Origin of the sequence: Paenibacillus sp. FSL W8-0439 (assembly GCF_038008995.1) — a bacterium.
Taxonomy (GTDB): Bacteria; Bacillota; Bacilli; order Paenibacillales; family Paenibacillaceae; genus Paenibacillus; species Paenibacillus polymyxa.
In genome coordinates this window covers 1,750,742-1,769,184 of the sequence record NZ_JBBPAK010000001.1, presented here as the reverse complement: position 1 = coordinate 1,769,184, position 18,443 = coordinate 1,750,742, and the positions used below count along the sequence as shown (strand labels likewise).

The 18,443-nt window shown below is 37.3% G+C and carries 20 protein-coding genes and 1 pseudogene; 3 read left to right on the top strand and 18 right to left on the bottom strand.

Features of this window, described 5'->3' with window-relative positions; translation table 11 throughout:
* Window positions 1-130: 130 nt before the first annotated feature.
* From MKX36_RS07680 to MKX36_RS07665, 4 genes are all read right to left on the bottom strand, one after another.
* Window positions 131-433 (bottom strand): YunC family protein, encoded by a 303-nt coding sequence (locus tag MKX36_RS07680; protein WP_017425931.1) that lies wholly within the window; start codon window positions 431-433, stop codon window positions 131-133.
* 195 nt (window positions 434-628) lie between these two features.
* Window positions 629-1,177 (bottom strand): RNA 2'-phosphotransferase, encoded by a 549-nt coding sequence (locus tag MKX36_RS07675; protein ID WP_340864485.1) that lies wholly within the window; start codon window positions 1,175-1,177, stop codon window positions 629-631.
* 281 nt (window positions 1,178-1,458) lie between these two features.
* Complete coding sequence (locus MKX36_RS07670) at window positions 1,459-1,734, bottom strand: hypothetical protein (protein WP_290409225.1); 276 nt, start codon at window positions 1,732-1,734, stop codon at window positions 1,459-1,461.
* A gap of 26 nt (window positions 1,735-1,760) precedes the next feature.
* Window positions 1,761-3,020 (bottom strand): WXG100 family type VII secretion target, encoded by a 1,260-nt coding sequence (locus tag MKX36_RS07665; protein WP_340864484.1) that lies wholly within the window; start codon window positions 3,018-3,020, stop codon window positions 1,761-1,763.
* Window positions 3,021-3,461: 441 nt separating this feature from the next.
* On the opposite strand from MKX36_RS07665, the gene MKX36_RS07660 reads away from it, so the two are divergent.
* Together MKX36_RS07660 and MKX36_RS07655 are read left to right on the top strand one after the other, a co-directional pair.
* On the top strand, window positions 3,462-3,668 hold the full coding sequence (locus MKX36_RS07660; RefSeq protein ID WP_340864483.1) for a hypothetical protein: 207 nt from the start codon (window positions 3,462-3,464) through the stop codon (window positions 3,666-3,668).
* A 195-nt stretch (window positions 3,669-3,863) separates the two neighbouring features.
* Window positions 3,864-4,211 carry a hypothetical protein gene (locus tag MKX36_RS07655; RefSeq protein WP_290409049.1) on the top strand — a complete coding sequence of 116 codons (348 nt, stop codon included), beginning with the start codon at window positions 3,864-3,866 and terminating at the stop codon, window positions 4,209-4,211.
* Window positions 4,212-4,348: 137 nt separating this feature from the next.
* On the opposite strand, the gene MKX36_RS07650 is transcribed toward MKX36_RS07655, so the two are convergent.
* Together MKX36_RS07650 and MKX36_RS07645 are read right to left on the bottom strand one after the other, a co-directional pair.
* On the bottom strand, window positions 4,349-4,711 hold the full coding sequence (locus MKX36_RS07650) for a restriction endonuclease (RefSeq protein WP_290409224.1): 363 nt from the start codon (window positions 4,709-4,711) through the stop codon (window positions 4,349-4,351).
* Between the two features lie 50 nt (window positions 4,712-4,761).
* The gene (locus MKX36_RS07645) at window positions 4,762-5,307 is read right to left on the bottom strand and encodes a hypothetical protein (protein WP_340864482.1); all 546 of its coding nucleotides are present in this window, start codon (window positions 5,305-5,307) and stop codon (window positions 4,762-4,764) included.
* A 154-nt stretch (window positions 5,308-5,461) separates the two neighbouring features.
* On the opposite strand from MKX36_RS07645, the gene MKX36_RS07640 reads away from it, so the two are divergent.
* A complete protein-coding gene (locus tag MKX36_RS07640; protein WP_340864481.1) occupies window positions 5,462-5,785 on the top strand; it encodes a DUF3139 domain-containing protein in 324 nt (107 codons plus the stop codon).
* A gap of 133 nt (window positions 5,786-5,918) precedes the next feature.
* Here the strand turns inward: MKX36_RS07640 and MKX36_RS07635 are convergent, their stop codons facing one another.
* The 12 genes and pseudogenes from MKX36_RS07635 to MKX36_RS07580 all read right to left on the bottom strand — a co-directional run bounded on the left by MKX36_RS07635 (window position 5,919) and on the right by MKX36_RS07580 (window position 18,185).
* Window positions 5,919-6,140 carry a hypothetical protein gene (locus tag MKX36_RS07635; RefSeq protein ID WP_290409046.1) on the bottom strand — a complete coding sequence of 74 codons (222 nt, stop codon included), beginning with the start codon at window positions 6,138-6,140 and terminating at the stop codon, window positions 5,919-5,921.
* 11 nt (window positions 6,141-6,151) lie between these two features.
* Window positions 6,152-7,195, bottom strand: a complete 1,044-nt coding sequence (locus MKX36_RS07630) for a WXG100 family type VII secretion target (RefSeq protein WP_435530557.1) — start codon at window positions 7,193-7,195, stop codon at window positions 6,152-6,154.
* A 1,075-nt stretch (window positions 7,196-8,270) separates the two neighbouring features.
* Window positions 8,271-8,393, bottom strand: a complete 123-nt coding sequence (locus MKX36_RS07625) for a hypothetical protein (protein WP_290409044.1) — start codon at window positions 8,391-8,393, stop codon at window positions 8,271-8,273.
* 252 nt (window positions 8,394-8,645) lie between these two features.
* Window positions 8,646-9,200 (bottom strand): hypothetical protein, encoded by a 555-nt coding sequence (locus MKX36_RS07620; RefSeq protein ID WP_123796964.1) that lies wholly within the window; start codon window positions 9,198-9,200, stop codon window positions 8,646-8,648.
* 101 nt (window positions 9,201-9,301) lie between these two features.
* Window positions 9,302-10,444, bottom strand: coding sequence for a hypothetical protein (locus MKX36_RS07615; RefSeq protein WP_340864480.1), 1,143 nt, complete (start codon window positions 10,442-10,444; stop codon window positions 9,302-9,304).
* 1,311 nt (window positions 10,445-11,755) lie between these two features.
* The gene (locus tag MKX36_RS07610) at window positions 11,756-12,148 is read right to left on the bottom strand and encodes a hypothetical protein (RefSeq protein ID WP_123796963.1); all 393 of its coding nucleotides are present in this window, start codon (window positions 12,146-12,148) and stop codon (window positions 11,756-11,758) included.
* Between the two features lie 919 nt (window positions 12,149-13,067).
* Window positions 13,068-13,187, bottom strand: a pseudogene (locus tag MKX36_RS07605) (DUF1805 domain-containing protein); the annotation flags it as partial.
* Window positions 13,188-13,380: 193 nt separating this feature from the next.
* Window positions 13,381-13,929 carry an RNA 2'-phosphotransferase gene (locus MKX36_RS07600; protein ID WP_340864479.1) on the bottom strand — a complete coding sequence of 183 codons (549 nt, stop codon included), beginning with the start codon at window positions 13,927-13,929 and terminating at the stop codon, window positions 13,381-13,383.
* Window positions 13,930-14,596: 667 nt separating this feature from the next.
* Window positions 14,597-14,722, bottom strand: coding sequence for a hypothetical protein (locus MKX36_RS07595; protein WP_016820444.1), 126 nt, complete (start codon window positions 14,720-14,722; stop codon window positions 14,597-14,599).
* Between the two features lie 129 nt (window positions 14,723-14,851).
* A complete protein-coding gene (locus MKX36_RS07590; protein WP_225164862.1) occupies window positions 14,852-15,631 on the bottom strand; it encodes a hypothetical protein in 780 nt (259 codons plus the stop codon).
* A gap of 722 nt (window positions 15,632-16,353) precedes the next feature.
* The gene (locus MKX36_RS07585) at window positions 16,354-16,842 is read right to left on the bottom strand and encodes a hypothetical protein (RefSeq protein WP_016820446.1); all 489 of its coding nucleotides are present in this window, start codon (window positions 16,840-16,842) and stop codon (window positions 16,354-16,356) included.
* Window positions 16,842-18,185, bottom strand: coding sequence for a WXG100 family type VII secretion target (locus MKX36_RS07580; RefSeq protein WP_340864478.1), 1,344 nt, complete (start codon window positions 18,183-18,185; stop codon window positions 16,842-16,844). Before MKX36_RS07580 ends, MKX36_RS07585 begins: the two co-directional genes overlap by 1 nt.
* Window positions 18,186-18,443 lie beyond the last annotated feature (258 nt).

Genomic DNA, 18,443 nt, shown 5'->3' with positions numbered 1-18,443 from the left:
TCGTATATAATTCAAATAGTTCCACTCGATAGAATGAAAAATTTCACAGAAAAAACCGGAGCTGTAGCGCCCGGTTTTTTCTGTGAAATTTTTCTTTTTTGCTTTTATCCAACAACTATTACTAGGCTTCTTACACCAGTTTCAATAATGCTTCATAGCCTGGCATCCCTGGCTTAATTCCAAGTTGCTCAGCTTCCGTCGTCACTGACTCCATTGGTGCTTCCAACAGTTCCTTTAGTGTTTTTACCCCTACAGCACGTGCGGCCAGAATTTTCCGATCCGCCAGTCGTTCATTGAGCAATCCGACATCCAGCGCACCACACATGATGTAACCACGGGAGTTGGAGATCGTCAACAGCGTTGTTTTAGGCAGTTTGACCTCGACTCCGATAAATGTATGCTCACCCACTTGAATGGGTTCCATGTGTATCATGGTTATTACATGCACCTCCTCTTTGTTCATCCGGGATATTTTATGCGGCATTTGCAGGTGGGTGTGGACACCCGTGGATACATTCAAAATTTTAGGAGGATGATGTATGTACAGCAAAACAGGCGATATTAAAAAGACTAGACGAATCGTTCCATCTAGTCTCTATGATCATCGTTAATGTTCTGGAGTTATGCTTTATTCAAGCTTCTTTAAATACTGTGGTGGCACCAAATCGGCAAGCCAGACACCATGGTTGGCTTTATAAAACTTCACTTGATTAGCTAATGCCTTTGCTGTGTCGACTTCGAGGATCACTAGTTCTCCACGTCTTTTGCCTGCTAAAATTGCAAACTCAAGCGATTCAGACAGATGTACATACTTTCTCCCCATCGGCTTAATTCCTTCGGTGAAAATGTTATGGATCACCTTTGTGTTTGTACCATGATAGAGAATCGTTGCTGGAGTAGCTTCCTCATAATTTAATCTGCCTGCACTGTGTCCATAATTAGCTCTTATGTACCCATTAACCATCTCATATCTTTGTTTTGGACAGTGGCTTACTACTTGCTTGATATCCGACTCACTGACCTCAGACCATCTGTTCTCTGATCGTATTCCTTGAATCAGGTCTTGAATGTCACAATAACCCTCATGGTCTAGCTCAAGACCAAACTGTTCTGGTGTATGCCTAAGAATCTTACTCATAAATTTACTGAGGCTCTCTTCTTGTTTTGGTGTTAACATGATATACTCCTTCTAATAAAATGTTTGTCTATCTATAATAACCTATCCGATGATTCATAACGCCTTGTGAAGTAAAGCACCAAACCTCCGATAAGGGAAATGTAGCCCCAATCCACAAGGGAAATACCCGAAAACACCTTTGATTAAAGCCATGATAAAAAATTTCCGATTCATAAATCCCCCCCTCCTCTCTAATAATGTACTTTATTATATTAAAATAGATTCTCACATGAATTTTCCCCATACCAGTCTTCATCAACATAATATTCGCTTAATTTATTTTACAAAAATCGTACTACTTGTGTTCCCTTTTTTATATCTTCAATGTCTCCTGAATCCTTTACATTAATTCCAATTAGCGGATGGTTAGCAATGGAGAAAGAAATGCTTATATCCAATACGTCCAGTTCGCATTTCGTTCCATCTATCTTATCTACTTGTATTTTTGAACCTATCAAACCTTTCAAATTGGTATGATCCTGCTTATCTAAACCAAGATTTGTTCCAATTAAAATGATTCCTTTATTGGGTGTTTTAATAATATCGTCTAACTTCATAATCTCCAAAAGAGAACCTCTCCATTCTAACGTTCATGTATGAACAGTATATCTTTAACTTCCCTAATTTTGATACCTTCGTTTTTTAATCTAGTAATTCCATCTCTTAATAGCATGATTCTTTCTAATTGGGTCAAATCAGGAGCAAATCGTGCAGCTCGGATACTTGCTTGGGCTTCGTCAAGTGCAAAGTTCCTAGTTATAACGTTAAATTCATCATCCATAACCCGGAAGGATTTACCTGCTAGTCCTGCTTCATAATGTCCGACAACTTCATGCGCTATTGTTCCATGTCCAGTTATCCGGCTATTAGCTGCTAATTTACCTGTCGCATTAGAAGGTAATACATCATTATTTATATTGAGAATCGTATCAAATAATAATCCAGTAGGAGATGTGTCATTAGGCCCCGCTACACGGATATTTTCTTGTGGCATCCCTAATTTTTTTGCATACTGAGTTAAACCTTCAATTTGTGCTACAGTTAAAGGCACTTCATTACGCAGGCCATTAGTATCAATAATTTTTCTTGCATTGTCCGCCTCTTCTATTATTCGGGTAGTTCCATCTTTTAATGGAGTATATTTTATAGACCCTGATAACCCAATTTTAGGCTTAATAACTGAACTAACTCCTCCAAACAATCCTGCTGTACCGATCATATTAGCCCAGTGTTCCTTCGACCACGCATTGGTAGGATTAAATGCTCCCTGAATCATACCCGTTATTCCAAATGTACCGAAATTGAGCATGTCATTCCATGAATCGTTTTGTTTAGCTGCCCGTTCCATGTACCCTTGATACATTCCTTTTGGAATACCATACGACATATAATCTAAAAAGCTCCAAACCGAATCAAACTTTTTCTCATAGCGTACTGAATTAGCATCTACAAAATCCTGACCTAGTTCAGTTAAGCTATCTACCGATTTCTGAAACGCATTCCGCGTATCTGGAGCAGGAACAGCACATGAATTCGGTGGAGGCGGTAAACAACTTGCATCAATATTACCTGCTTCCATCAGGTCCGCTAATCTGAATTTATCTGCATGGTGACGTAACTCCCTAGCAATAGAATCCACCAGGGTAACAAAGTCATTCATATTTTTCTGAGATTTCTGGAAGGAATAGTAAAAGTGTTCTTTAGTCAGTCCCTCCCACAATTGTCCCATAGATAAAATTTGTTGTACTAAATTGCTATTCATTTGAGTTGTCGTTTGCCGTGCTAACTCAAACTGCTTGGAGACCGTCATAAGTTGCTCAGGTGTCACTTTAATGGTTGTCATAATTTACCTCTAGTCATGAGTTCATTATGACATAGTAACACTATTCCGATTTGTGGAAAATGAACTTAATTCCTAATTGTTATATGAAGGATTAACCTTTCTACCTATGTCAAAAAGCATAAATTCGTCGTTTTTTAATCTTCATCTTCATTCTTTAATCTGTAACTATCCATTTTGTTTTTTTCTGACTGGACTAATCATTGATTTCCTTATCCGAATAATCAGCCAGAAAGCTAAGAGATCATATCAATCCGCAAACCCTTCCAGCGCCTCATTCACTAATGCTCTATATTGTGAGTCCAAATTAGTCTTCCGTATTAATTAGGCAGCATCCCTAAAGGTTAAATCTTCTTGAATAGCACCCTTTAGTTCCCTTTTTCCAGAAAACAGACTACCATAAGAATAAAGACAATAGCTTGATGTTTTTTGGAGGGTTGTGAATTGGTAGAAAAATTTGAAAAGACATTCGTTCAATTAGCTCAATGCGAGCCGTCTCCAGAAGAGCGGCAAGCATGGTGGGAAGAAAATAAAGTTCAATTGGAAAAGCACTTATCCCGTGGTGTTTTTCTTAAACTCAAACCCATCAAGCACGACTTTCGATGGGTGCCTATCCTTGCCAGCCAAAAGAGAGCCGTCGAATATCTTTAGGCGAGAAACATTCCATTCGAAAATTCCGATCTATACCAACAACACTATGGAGCTGAATTCAAAGCCTTTTGCAAGATTCAAAAAGAGCAGGATAAAATTCTACTTGACCATCTTAACAAAAAGATACCACAAGTATTCCAGACATATCCAAAGTTTGCGACTTCGCTTAGAAACGTTTACAGTAATTCGGATGTTTTGGATGGCGGCGCATCTTTACATAAAATTGAACAGGTAGAAGCGTCATTAGATTTTCAACTGCCAAGCGATGTAAAAAAGCATTTTGAAGTAGTTGAGAATATTTCAATTGAAGGTACACGTTTAGAATTGGAATCATTACAAAAAATAGATAAAAAAGAGAAGCCCTATATCGTTTTGGGTGAATTTTGGAAAGAAGCTGACGGGGACTTACTGTTGTTAAAGCCTGAACCAGCAGAGATCAGTACGATCTATTATTACGCACACGGGAGTAACACAATAAAAAAACTTTGCTCCGGCATGAAGTCGTTAATTGAGAATAAGTTCTCTTACTACAACTGTCAATAGATAGTTATTTGCCTGCAAAAATGGGACTGTCCCAAAAGTAGTTTTTCTTCGACCATTAGACAGTCTTTTGTGTGAAAAAAGTGAAAACGGGACCGGTAAGGGGGTATCCCTATCCGTTCCGGTCCCGTTTTCCTTCGTCACAACACAGTTTGTTTCTGGTATTTTTCAGTCTTACGATCCTTTTTAATCACTTTACTATTATTCCTATAATCATCCCATGAATCTAGACTCAAATAAGGCTCTTCTTCGATGATATCTTTTACTTTGCTGTGCTGTTGTTCTTGGAATAGCTCAATCATTCGAATTAAATCATTGCGATCCAGCAGCTTCACTTCATTATAACTGGCTAACTGTTCACACGAGGTTGTGTATTTACTTGAAGTAATCACAATAGATTTCTTAGCTCTGTAAAATCGCATACAGCTATACACTTCTTGAACCGCACCCAACCTAACAGGATTGGTGACTGCATACGGTTTGGCCTGAAGGACATTAACAATAAAATCTAAATTAAAAAGGCAACAGGTAATACCTGCTGCCTTACTCCCTATTATTCAGCTTCCGTTAACGTTTTTAAAACTCCAGTAAATGAATTGTCGATCGACATAATATATCCATTAACTTGCTTGCTAAATTCAGACTCCGTAAGCTTATCTTTTCCTGCCGTGTGATTCTTAATGAATTTTATAAGGTCTGCTTTTTGTTTTGCAATATCCTTTAAAACTTGGTCACTTTCTCGCTTGTAATTTTTAATACTTTTACTTAGTTCCACCTTTGCCACGCTGAGCTGCTTCTTTAATTTATCGCAATCAGCCTTGGCTTGAGCTATTACCACTTTACTAGACTTATTTTTCACTTCGTTTTTATATCGCGCAGTTGCTTGGTTTAATCTCTGAGTTAACTCACGAACTTCTGCCCCCAGGACAGCATTGAGCTTTTTTTGTGCAACTTTAATTTCCTTTACACGATCTTTGTAATTCTCAAAGTATAATTTTTCGATTTCACTTGTTGACATTGCTTTTGTAGATGTTGCTGCCAATACTTGTGATGGGATTAAAACAACAAACATTAATAATAATAGAATAGCTTTTTTCATATGTATCTCCTTGTCTGGTAATAGTACAATTATCATAAGGGAAATTCAGGGAATAGGCAATATGTCTTATTTTAGTATCATGATATTTCTAAGGAAGCTTATCCGTTAGAAAGATCATAGTAGAAACTCTTTTAATCTATAAGAGGAGATAGTTATGAAGAAACATGGAATAGCAATCTTTATAATAATTCTGTTTGCAAGCATTTGGATACTTAGTAGTTACACTAAAAGTCATACTCAAAGCGAAGTTTTCAACAATCTTGTAAAAATTCAAGGATACAAACCATCTGAAATCTATTCAGTTGAAACTAAAATAGCTAAAGCTCCCTTAATTAGTACACAGGTTATTTTCAAGGACGAAACCAATACAAGGTATTTTTATAAAAAAGAGCGGGGTAAAATTATTCAGTATAACCAAGCCCCCGTTAAAGGAGTAGATGATGGTTCTTATAATTATAAACATCATGAAAATAATTAAAATGATCGTCTTGAGCCAAGCTGGGCTTTGAAGGAGTATAACCGAAATATTATGCACGTCCCAAGCTTACCCTACTTACTTCAAAAGTTCACCCCGGTTTTTACTTAAAGGAACAAGTCTAATCTATACTTTTTCAAATCTCTATGTTATCCCACAATTCTAAAATGGTCTTATCATCAATCTTTCCATTAACAAACAACTCTTTTGCTGATTGAAACGACTGCGAAAAACTGTCTCTTTCCCGAGTAAGAAAATACTCTTCTTCATTATGGCTAATCCAGTAGCTGTCGTTTTTATAATAGAATTGAAACTCTTCCCCCATCTCAAAACGTTCTACTAATTCAGTGTATTCCAAAACAATCCCTCCTACTTTTTATTGATTCTTTTAAACGTTCCGTCTTGTTTCCACTCAAATATATGTTCATGAGGCCACTCTGGATGCTGTTTTGAATTTCCATGATTCGTATAGTCAACATCTCGTATAGCTCTTCCATTCTCATCATAATATCTTCTCGTTTTTATCTCACCTGTATTTTTATCTAGAATATCAACAGATGAGTTAGGTTCACCTTTAGCCGGATGTGGATTTGTTGTCGTACTGGTATGATTAGATGAAGGAGTAACGTCTATCGACGTTCCCTTATTGGAAGTGAGTGTTTGTTTAGATGAGCCTCCACCTTCTCCTTTCACCATCTGCCACAATTCGGCTGTTTTTTCTCCTACTCCACTTGCACTTTTAACCGCCGTTGTAGCTCCATGCGCTGCCAAAGCTGCCGATCCAATTAATCCGGGTACTCCGATTATACTCCCTACACCTGTAGATGAAACTGCAACTGATAATCCTTCTCCACCTAATCCAGCTACTACCTCACCAGCTCCCTGCAATGTTGTAGCTACATGACCGAGAATTTCACCTACTTTAGCTGCCATGGGATGATCATAATCCCGTTCTTTATCAGGTAACATCCCTAAGGTTAAATCTTCCTGAATAGCACTTTTTGCTCCCTGTGCAGTATCCCAGAGGATTTCTCCTTGAAGCTTGCTAGCTTCCATCTGGACTTCAGCCTTGGTGATCTCAGCTCGTCCGATTTGTTCAAAAATTTTATGTAACCAACCTTCACCTGTGGAAGCCGTTTTAACAGAGTCTCCGAGCCACGGCACATCTAATACGACTTTTTCCCCGTCTACCTGTGTGAAGTTATTTGAAATAAAGATGAGTTCTTGTGCTACTGTCGATAGTCGTTCAATCGTCACATTCATGGATTGTCGAGAAACCTGAAATTCTTGAAAAAATCTTTCTCGGGTAGCTCCTGACCAGCCTTGTTGAACAAAATCAATTCGTCCACTCAAAAAATTCAGCATACGTTCCATTTCATGCTTTCCGTGTAAGAACTGATCAGCAACTTCCATTAATTTGTCAGGTGGAACTAATATTCTCCCCCATTCTACCACGCCCACTTTAATTTTGATGGAAATAATATTATCAGAAGGAGATGTTTAGGGACATCCACCTATTATCCTGATATTCCCTTTTTATATTATGTGACCAATGGACTGAAATAAACAAATTTATTATGTCTAAAGCATTATAATCCCTTGTTATAAGATACATTTATTAACGTGGCACTATTAGTCCTAAACTTCGCCCCTCAACCATATCCTGCAACTCAGGAATTTTTTATGGTTATGTAGCTGCTCAGTTGTTATGTTCAAATCGTTTGCAATATCTTCTTGAGTTTTTGCCAAAATGTAAAATTATTTGACTTTTCCTCTTATTACGGTAACAAACTTTATTTATAAAAAATACAAATATTTTCTTTTTTTAGGTGCGATTAGATGGTGGTTAAAAAATATCGAAAAGGGTGTGTTTTTATTGAAGTTGAAAAAAACTAGTTATTCTTACTGATAAATTGCCTATTACCTATGGTAATAGCAAGGCTCAACTTGATGGTTGGGTATTCAATTTAAACTAATGAAAAAGAAAACTATTTTTATCATAATTAGGATTTTACAGAAATCATTATTGTCTTTTCCCTTTTAAACCTGTGGACGGTCAATAATCTCATGTGCCTTCCCAATAATTCAATAATCAAGGAGGTAACATGAATAAGAAGAAGGCTTGGAAGATAGCTGGTTTTTCCGTCTTAGCGATTGTTTGATTTTATGTTTTTTTGCTACTGTTTGGGGATGCTGTATCACAGCTTTCTAAAGGCAAGAGACTTCCTTATAAAAGGAGGGCTTTATTTTTGAGACTATTTTCGAGGAAAACATCAATACGTTACAACCATACATACAAAAAAAGGCTAGAAGGACAATTTCGTCTAACCTTCACTTAAAGTTTTTATGATTTAATGATCTGCTTTGCTTCCCATTGACCCGTTTTAGGAATGATTAAAATCCTCTGCGGTAACCTGTTGGGTTCGCAATTAAACCCATTTTAGGATTGCATTATTTCAAAACTTTTTCATTCAAATTTTATTTACGTTCATGCTCCAGCAATTGGATCATAGTATGGATTAACCTGATGGCTATTCGACTGGACAGGTATAATAACGATAAACAAAAAACTAGCCGCAATGATTAGAAGTACCATTTTTCTAACATTCATAACCACATCTTTTCAAGATTAGAGACGAACAAGCATTCCATACTATTTATACAAACGTGCTAACTTCCTACATGTCAGCCCTTAGCTTTTGAATACCAGAGTTCGAAATTTTCTACAGTTATCTTTCAGATGCAACCTATTTGATAAAATTGTAACCAGACTGTACAATTAAAGATGTGTATAACTGTGGGAAAATATTCCACAAATATCAAAAAAGGTGTAGTCATTAAGTTGACTACACCTAATTAAATATCATTTGTCATTGTATGTTAGAGAAACATGAAGATAGCCATCTCTTATACCAGGTAAACCATCCGTTTCTTTTATATCTAAAAAATCAAGTTTTTCTCTCCAAGCTTCTCTTTCTTTATCTTTATAAGTGTTACCGTATCTATCAAAAACATAAGCGATAACTGATGCTTTTATTTCAACGCTCCCCTTTGAAATACGTGTCCATTCTGTCGGTGCAACTATTTGGTTACTTAAAGGAGTTATTTCTTTCCCCGAGACATTCAATACAAACACTTTCCCTTGATTTCCTACAAGCGCTACCTTCTTCTTAGCATCCCATGAAACTGAATCGACATAACCACCAAACAAATCTTTTATAGGTATATATCGGGACTTATAATTAAATTGTTTCCCTTTTTGCTTATATGAGATTGTTAAAGCCGTGTTTTTAAGGTTTGAGTTGTACGCATGATCAGCTTTTTTGGCTATTGAATCACTAACACTTGCTGCTTGTATAATTCCTCCTAAAACAAAAAATAATGAAAAAGACAATAAAAATATAACTGCTTTTCTCATAAATATCCCTCCAAACCTTTTCATTAAGTAGCTGATAACTTTAGTTAGGTCAATACCTATTTCAAAACATATACAGGCACTGACCTAACACTACAATATACTTAGAAACCTACAGTATTAACTGTTACTGTTTGGTAAGGTACACTACCAGATTTACTTATTGCTCCACTAGGCGTATCACACGTACCAAACGTTTTTCCATTATACGTGTGACTACTTAAAATGCCTTGTGTCAAATCAGTTGTTGATCCATCTATTCTCGTAACCTCAGTACCAGAATAATTAACCGTTACTTTACCAATGTCACCACCAGAATAATTCTCTTTAGCTAAAGCTGTAACTCTTTTAACAACTAAATTAGAAACCTCAGAGCTACTCAGTGGTTTTGAATAAGTAAATAGAAGGTACTGATTTGTACCATTAACATTAGTTCCGTTCACAAAGTACTTAAAACGCGAAGTAGTAGTATCATAAAAAACATTGCTTATAACATTAGTACCTGCTTTGTATCTAGGAGGAACACTAGTGGAACCATCTGGAATAGGATTCTGTAGCGTACTCTGCGGATGAATAACCGCAGTATAGCTGTTTTGTGCTTGACTATACTGTAACCCAGCTTCAAGCTTAAACCCACTCAAATAAGAAGAAGAAAGCACATCTATACCATTATATAAATATCCAGCTACACTTCCATTAGGTGCATTAATTGCAGGATAGGAAGGTAAAGTAAACGTTGTTCTAATACCTTTATATCCAGTAGCCGTTACTTGTCTAGCAAAAGCTCCACTATTAGAGCCTAAAATATTGGGATCGATAGTTGCTCTTTGTAGAGCAATATTGTTTTCTACACCCTCTTCCTTTTTATTTAAATCAATTTCATTAACAACTTCCCCATTTTTGTCATACACAAATCCATTGTCATCCATTGTATAAATATAGGCATTATCCAATATGTTTTCAAACTCATCTTTTAATGATTCATTATTGTATGTAGACTCAGATGCAGAAATGCTTTTTTTATTCACTTTAATACCAAACTCGCTTAAGTAGTCATTCTGATCTGTCTTGTTCAGGTGTGCAAGTTCATTAAGATGGTAATTCACTTGATCAATACGATCCTTGTCAATTTGTTGTTTGATGATCTCTTTATCCAATGGTACAGCACTACCTTCTGCTTTTACTGAGGTGAGAGGAGCCATACCTATAATTAAGGCCAACCCCGCAATTGCTAAATGCTTTTTCATCTAAAAACCTCCCAATGTTTGATAGACACAGGATATAATATACAATGTTGTATATTGATTTACAATATTTTTTCATAAAAAAAGGATTTTTTATAATAATTTTTAAAAAATGCGAACAATTCATTGTCACATTTACAAAATAAAAAGGTTAGACGGACAGCCCGTCTAACCTTCACTTAATTTTCATGGTTTAATGCATATGAATAAACGCTCCGAACTATTTATACAAATGTACTAACTACCAATGTGCCAGCTCTAAACTTGAAACCAACCACTTTGAGCTGCCGATGGTATAGTTGTAACTTGACTACTCGTTGATTGTGTACTTATGACTAATACTAATAAGAAAGTCGTCGTGCATAGCTTTCTAAATTATGATACTCCGTCTTGGCTTCAGTTAGGACAAATTTCTGATAACGTTCGACAATTATCCTGTAACGAAGGATTGAGCGTTCATCATTAATTATAATTGATTTCCTCATACCATCTAATAAGAACCGAACTCCCTTTTCGTACTGGCCTCTGGATAAACAATATTCAGCCAATTCACTCAATACGCCAACAAGCTTCACTATGTAACAAGGGGAAACGAAATTTCGTTCCACATGCATAGGATTTCGAATATCGCGTTTCACGATAATTAAGTTTAGCTTTCATACCTTTCGATTCAGAGGGTTAGAATTACGATATGGAAATTCACCATGTCTGGATTGGCAACGCACGTCCACAATGGACACGAGTTCAATTATAGCGTTACTCAGTGTCACGCTATTTTCAGAACGCAAAGTTGGCTGTGAAGATTGTATGTAAACTTGCTTTGGGATTACCAGAAACGAAGCGTCAAAGTTGGAGGTTGGAAAGTTAAGGTTACCATCAGCAAAATTATCCTTTGGGTGACACTTGATGACACCCATTTCGTTATGTAAGCAATACTATCAGCTATGACCCCGTGAAAGCTTCCCAATGACGCATTTGGATACAGAAAAATCCAGTCAGCGTCAATATGTGGACAACTGGATGGTAAAATTGATGTTTTATTCAAAAATATGTTAACTTTAAAGGCCCGTCTATTATTTAGGAGGGCAATGCCAGCGAACACATTAACGACTCCGTTGGGCTTGTATGTGGTTGAATACGAACGGCTGCTGTGGTATGTGCTTCTGCCAAATTTGAAATCGAATCGTAAGAAACATATTTTGAGGGTCTGTTTAAGCAATTAAAATAGGACTAGTCAGAAGGGAATTCCCTTCCGACTAGTCTCTTTAAATTACTATTATCGATATTCTCATAGTGAAGCAAAACCAATGATTTTTAATAATAAACGTAGAATGATCCATCGTTTATATTTCCACCTACGTAAATTTTATAGTAACCATATAGTTGTGTTTTTATATATTCTTTACCCTTTATTTGTCCTAAAAATTTTTCACCACCATTTGGGTCGACAGCATAAACTGGAAAACTTTTGGTAGAAGAAGCATTAACCACAATCTTGATAGCCCCAGTCATATATATATCCTGAGTTGAACTTCCGATATCTCCCCATTCTGTTCCTTGAAAATCAAAAGTTCCAACGTCCTGAATTTCCTGTGCTGAAGGGGTATTATTAGTAACGGCTTCGTCAGCAAAAACGGCTTGTATAGGTGTTAAGATCATCATCAAGGAAGCAAAAGCAGAGATTGATATTTTCTGAAATTTTCTCACATTTAACATCTCCTTTAGGAAATAAATTGAGAATCAAAATTACCAATTAATCTAATGATTTTACAATAGATTAGCTAAACTTCTCGAAAACATTGTGTATAAATTAAACCGTTTACTCCTCCTCCAACGTTTGTATCTTGCAATAAAAAATATACAATATTCTCTTTGGAAGAAACAGGTTCTTTCTTTATTGTCATTTAATAAATTGTTATTTATTGTAAATATAAAATTTGATAAATCCCCCCCTTTTGTGAAGAAGTATTGTATTTTGTTTACTTGACGAGTGTTCAGTGACAACAAGTTTACCCTATCATTCTCTTTAAGAAGGATATCTTATTGCCTTTCAATTTCAATTATTGTTAATGTGTAGCTGATGAACTGGTATCAATACGTTGTACATTGAACATATATACCTGTTATACGCTCTCATGTTCATTCTAAAGCTGTTATTCACTTTATGAATATGGAAGTCTCAAAATCCCAGTAACTTTAATCTGCGTTGGCTTAACGTTCTCCTTTGAGCTTATCTCATTTACTTTACTCTCCTGTCGGTACTCGTAATCTTTTAAGGTCATTTCACAATTCACAGTTGCAGTTTTTCTCTAGAATAAACTTTCCAAAACCACTGTTCCAAAGAATGCTATATCGTACGATCATTTTGTCCATATACAAATATCTTCTTTTTAATAGATTTTTTATGGCTCAACTCAAACAACCATTTGAGCAGACCTCACAGGAGTAAAATGCACAGTCACATGCTTGTCCCCCTTCAAAAGGTCACAAATGCGGTCACAAAATTCAGTCATTTATAAGATTTTAATAGAATGAATCAGTACAGATCAGTAAATTGAAAATTGCTATGAACTTTACGGCTTAAACAGCGGAAAATTTCACTGCCCCAAATTCGGTACATCTTAGACGCACCACACATGATGTAACCACGGAAGTTGGAGATCGTCAACAGGGTTGTTTTAGGCAGTTAGACCTCGACTCCGATAAATGTATGCTCACCCACTTGAATGAGTTCCATGTGTATCATGGTTACATGCACCTCCTCTTTGTTCATCCGGGATATTTTATGCGACATTTGCGGGTAAGTGTGGACACCCGTGGATACATTCAAAATTTTAGGAGGATTATGTATGTACAGCAAAATAGGCGATATCACAGAGACTATATGGAATGATTTTGTCTAGTCTTTGTGATCATCGTTAATGTTTTGGGTTTACGTTTTATTCAAGCTTCTTTAAATACTGTGGGGGTACAAGGTCAGCAAGCCAAACACCATGGTTGGCTTTATAAAACTTCACTTGATTAGCCAATGCCTTTGCTGTGTCTACTTCGAGAATCACCAGTTCCGCACGTCTTTTGCCTGCTAAAATTGCAAACTCAAGGGATTCAGACAGATGTACATACTTTCTGCCCATTGGCTTAATTCCTTCGGTGAAAATGTTATGGATTACCTTTGTGTTTGTACCGTGATAGAGAATCGTTGGTGGAGTAGCTTCCTTATAATTCAATCTGCCTGCACTGTGCCCGTAATTAGCTCTTATGTACCCATTAACCATCTCATATCTCTGCTTTGGACAATGGCTTACTACTTGCTCGATATCCGACTCACTGACATCAGACCATCTGTTCTCTGATCTTATTCCTTGCATCAGGTCTTGAATGTCACAATAACCCTCATGGTCTAGCTCAAGACCAAACTGTTCTGGTGTATGCCTCAGAATCTTACTTATAAATTTACTAAGGCTCTCTTCTTGTTTTGATGTTAGCATTGTATACTCCTTTAATAAAATATTTGTCTACCTATAATAACTTATCCAATGATACATAGCGCCTTGTGAAGTAAAGCCCCAAACCTCCGATAAGGAAAGATGTAGCTCCAATTAAAAAACCTCTTAGACTGTATCTGTTATAAGCCTCCAATATTTTTGCAAGTCCCAGCCCACAATGAAAATAACTGAAAATACCTCTTATCAAATCCATGATAAAAATTTCCGATTCTTAAATCCCTCCTCTCTCTAATAGTTATCCGATGAAAATAAAGATTTAGACTGGATTTGTTGCTCCTAAGCTGATTCTGAATTGCTAAATCGTCAGACTTGGAATAATAAGTTTTAGACTGACCCAAATATAAAACCAGCGGCAGTCAAGGACCTGAAAATAAAGTCCTAGACTGCCGCTGGTTTATTGAACTAACGTTCTCTGTTAGCGTAACAAGTGGTGTAAAATTATTTCATGCGATAAGACTGGCTGTTTTGATAAATTTTATTTGATACAAGATGAGGTTCTTGTCATCCGCCGTACCGATCCAGCTAGTCGCGCTGCCACGCCTCGAAGGACTTGCCACTTATACTCTGCAGCGGCTTGCCACTAGGGAGCGAGAACATGTCACCCCCGTTGATATCTACAACCGTTTCGGTGCTACCGATCGGCTTGCCGTCAGTAAGAAACACCGAGGTCGATAAATTCTCCCTGAATCGCTAGGCTTCCAATCGCCTTAAATCGTTCCACCTCTATGGTTTTGCCGAAATAATTGGCTGGATCAACGTCTTCCATCAGTTCCATTCGACCATATCTGGCGTACGGGTCAGCACTTTCCGATGCGACTGTCGAGAATCCTCTCTATCGCTGGATATTCCTCGAATCTTCGTTCGATGAAACGTTGAATAACCGCCCCGTAAAGGGGCGGTTTTCTTATGCTTGCATGAATGCTTCTAACGGCTCCAGAGTCGAGAACGTCTTCTTTGCATCCTTCTTCCGTTGTTCATCATAGAGTTTGGTCAACTCTACGAATGATTCAGCTTTAATCTTCGTATAACTCGATTTGGTGTATCTGTTTATGTACGTCTTTTGCCCTTCCTCTTCAACCCACTCGTAAACGACGTCATATTTGTCCCTCAGATTCTTCAAATGAAGTGCCCGGCGCAACACTGCATAGTGTTCTTCAATGGCTTCATCGCATTCTTCCATAATCTTCTCGTATGCGCAGCCAACTCGCATCAGAATCTCTGATGCCCGTTCATCGCCGTATCTCGCGAGAAATTCCTTCAACGAAACCAGCGCATATAGCGTTATTTGTTCCTTGTCATTCGGATTCTTGTATTCATAACAGCCTACAACCAAATTGCGGTCGGTCATCTCCTCCTTACTGAACTGCATCTTGAACAAATACTCGAGTGTCTTCTGCTTCATAACGGTTTCCAACATCTGTTCTTTATCAATCTTGATGCCCGTTGTCACCCACGGAAACGGTAGTTGGCCGTTACTTTCACGCGATAAGCTACCCCTAATATTTAAAATCGGTAGACCCGTAGCAATTGCGTACGACCTATTATATCCTTTGCCCACGAATATTTCCTGTTCTTCTCGCATGTGTCCTCCCCCTCCTTTTAGTACCAAGTTCCATTCGGCGCGTAGTGCCACCAGTTGTCTGCGAAGTGAATCTTCGCTCGATTCCAGCGAATTGCGATCCAAATTACCCTCCGCATTTTCCAGTAATTTCTTGGTTAAGCTATAGTTCTCCGTTCGTATTATGAGCTGTGACCTACGCTTACGGGCTTTGCCACTTCACTTCCGCTCTTCCAATCCCGCTCTGTCCATTGTCAGGTAACACTTTTATTTCCATCTCTCCAGGTACTTCATGAATCTCCGTTACAATCGGTTCAGACGAACCGAGGAATAAGATCCTATAGTAAACTATTATTGCATATCCATAAAACCACCACTTTTTTGTGTTGGTCTCCTATTAGTTCGTCACCGCTGCTTTTCATTAACCCGCGAAGATACTTCTGGGATAAATTGTATCATATGAGAACCATAAGTCCATCTAATGGTTGCGTTATCCTGCCCGTCGGCTAACGCCGGCTGCCAGTCTACAACTTTATTTTTCACGGTCTAATGCTTTGTTTTTCAGTCTAACACTTTATTTTCACAGAACAATAGTCTCATTAGACTATTTTGTTCTTCCCATAATTTTAAGAATGTATCATACTTCATAACATTCACGCACCTTCTGTATACTTTACCCATATCGCTAAGTTAGTAGCCTGACTGAAGACTCTCCTGTTTAAACCCGCCTCTTAATTCTTAGGTGCATGCAAATTATCTTCTTTATCAGATAAATTACTATGAAAAAAGCTTGCTCCCATTTTATTGTTAAAGGAGCAAGCTTATAGATATTCATTAATCGTTGTAAATTATATTGATTTAGGATTTTTATAGCACCAGTTTGGATCATAAGGCAGAGATCTAAACTTCTGCATATCCTCCCAACTGTAAACCCAATCATAATCAGGAATCCAAAAATAGTCAGTAGGATTAAGTTTGAGATATTCATATATAAATCGAAAAATAAGCTCTTCAACACCATAAACATCTTCAATATATCCTACTTGGTACAAGGACAAGCTTGAATCTAATCCACTAACATCCTCATCATGCTCATAATTAATTTCGTGATTTTCAATTCCGTCAATATAGAATATAAACTGCTGGTTATTTTCAGTACCTAGTGGGTTATAAGAAATATTTAGAGTTGTTGAAAAAAACTGCTCGTTCTTATATTTTTTATCATTGTCAAAATATAATCCAGCATCTGCATGAAAGGCAGCTACGATTGCATCTCCTAGTAATTTCTCAGGTGTATATTTTTCTCGTTCTATTAAAATAAAAGCCGAACTCCCCATCACTTAACCACCTTTCTTAATTCCTCCAAGGAATTTACAACAGTTACTCCTAGTTTCTTGATATTATCTAATTTTTCTATATTGCTTTGAGATAGATTGCCCAAAGGCTTATCAATATAAAGTATAACTTTCTTCTGTTCTGGATTAAAATAAAGCTTATCAGTTGTAATTGTCATTTTCTCAAGTTGTCCTTCTTTAACTGCTTTAATTGAAGCCTTAACCTCAATTAATTCATTTTTTGTAACTACATCTAAATCACCTGCAAGTTGACCATCTTTCTTTAATATTTTTTGTCCAAAACCTGTGACTTCCCGTTCTTCTTTTAAAAAGCCAGCTACTTTTGCTTCAGTTGCCTTTCCTACATCTGAGCTATTCATAAAGTTCTCAATATCCCGGTTAATATTTTTGGGATGTTGATCAACCCATGTCAATTCATTGCCAGCAGGGTTTGTATATTTTGTCTTATTTCCTTCCTTAATTATGCTACCCATATTATTATTGTGGGTTCCCTCGATCACATGTGGAGCCTTTTCTGCCTTAGCTCCCGAAGAAGGGGTAGATTTTGATGAGCCTCCGCCTTCTCCTTTCACCATCTGCCACAATTCGGCTGTTTTTTCTCCTATTCCACTTGCACCTTTAAATGCGGTTGTACTTCCATGCGCTGCCAAAGCTGCAGATCCAATTAATCCTGGTACTCCAACGATACTTCCAACTCCTGTAGATGAAACAGCAACTGATAATCCTTCTCCACCTAGTCCAGCTACTACCTCACCGGCGCCCTGCAATGTCGTAGCTACGTGACCGAGAATTTCGCCTACTTTAGCTGCCATGGGATGATCATAATCCCGTTCTTTATCAGGCAGTATCCCTAAGGTTAAATCTTCCTGAATAGCACCTTTTGCTCCCTGTGCAGTATCCCAGAAAATTTCTCCTTGTAGCTTGCTAGCTTCCAGTTGGGCTTCGGCCTTGGTGATCTCCGCTTTTCCAATCTGTTCAAAAATTTTATGTAACCAACCTTCACCGCTGGATGCTGTTTTGATAGGTACACCATTCCCTGGCACATCTAATACGACTTTTTCCCCGTCTACCTGTGTGAAGTTATTTGAAATAAAGATGAGTTCTTGTGCAACCGTAGAAAGTCGTTCAAGCGTTACACTCATGGATTGTCGAGAAACCTGAAAATCCTGAAAAAATCTTTCTCGGGTAGCTCCAGACCAGCCTTGTTGGACAAAATCAATTCGTCCACTCAGAAAATTCAGCATACGATCCATTTCATGCTTTCCGTGTAAGAACTGATCAGCCACTTCCATCAATTTGTCAGGTGGAACTAAAACTCTCCCCATTCTACCACGCCCACTTTAATTTTGATGGAAATAATCTTATCAAAAGGGGTGATTTAGGAAAATCCATCTACTATCCTGTTATTTCCTTTTAATCCATGTGACGTTTGAACTGAAATAAACAATTCTATTATGTCTTAAGTATCACTCCCTTGTTATAAGTTATTTGAATCAATGAGCAACACTGTTAGCTTTCAAATCTCGAACAACATACCCTGTAACTCAGGAATCAATGTCAGGTGTAGTTTTGAACTTAAAAGC

What these genes read in the sequence shown, in the direction of transcription:
- MKX36_RS07680 (WP_017425931.1), bottom strand. Translation starts at nt 433, where the DNA reads ATGATACACATGGAACCCATTCAAGTGGGTGAGCATACATTTATCGGA.
- MKX36_RS07675 (WP_340864485.1), bottom strand. Translation starts at nt 1,177, where the DNA reads ATGTTAACACCAAAACAAGAAGAGAGCCTCAGTAAATTTATGAGTAAG.
- MKX36_RS07670 (WP_290409225.1), bottom strand. Translation starts at nt 1,734, where the DNA reads ATGAAGTTAGACGATATTATTAAAACACCCAATAAAGGAATCATTTTA.
- MKX36_RS07665 (WP_340864484.1), bottom strand. Translation starts at nt 3,020, where the DNA reads ATGACAACCATTAAAGTGACACCTGAGCAACTTATGACGGTCTCCAAG.
- MKX36_RS07645 (WP_340864482.1), bottom strand. Translation starts at nt 5,307, where the DNA reads ATGAAAAAAGCTATTCTATTATTATTAATGTTTGTTGTTTTAATCCCA.
- MKX36_RS07640 (WP_340864481.1), top strand. Translation starts at nt 5,462, where the DNA reads ATGAAGAAACATGGAATAGCAATCTTTATAATAATTCTGTTTGCAAGC.
- MKX36_RS07630 (WP_435530557.1), bottom strand. Translation starts at nt 7,195, where the DNA reads ATGGAAGTTGCTGATCAGTTCTTACACGGAAAGCATGAAATGGAACGT.
- MKX36_RS07625 (WP_290409044.1), bottom strand. Translation starts at nt 8,393, where the DNA reads ATGAATGTTAGAAAAATGGTACTTCTAATCATTGCGGCTAGTTTTTTG.
- MKX36_RS07620 (WP_123796964.1), bottom strand. Translation starts at nt 9,200, where the DNA reads ATGAGAAAAGCAGTTATATTTTTATTGTCTTTTTCATTATTTTTTGTT.
- MKX36_RS07615 (WP_340864480.1), bottom strand. Translation starts at nt 10,444, where the DNA reads ATGAAAAAGCATTTAGCAATTGCGGGGTTGGCCTTAATTATAGGTATG.
- MKX36_RS07600 (WP_340864479.1), bottom strand. Translation starts at nt 13,929, where the DNA reads ATGCTAACATCAAAACAAGAAGAGAGCCTTAGTAAATTTATAAGTAAG.
- MKX36_RS07595 (WP_016820444.1), bottom strand. Translation starts at nt 14,722, where the DNA reads ATGGAACTGATGGAAGACGTTGATCCAGCCAATTATTTCGGCAAAACC.
- MKX36_RS07585 (WP_016820446.1), bottom strand. Translation starts at nt 16,842, where the DNA reads ATGGGGAGTTCGGCTTTTATTTTAATAGAACGAGAAAAATATACACCT.
- MKX36_RS07580 (WP_340864478.1), bottom strand. Translation starts at nt 18,185, where the DNA reads ATGGGGAGAGTTTTAGTTCCACCTGACAAATTGATGGAAGTGGCTGAT.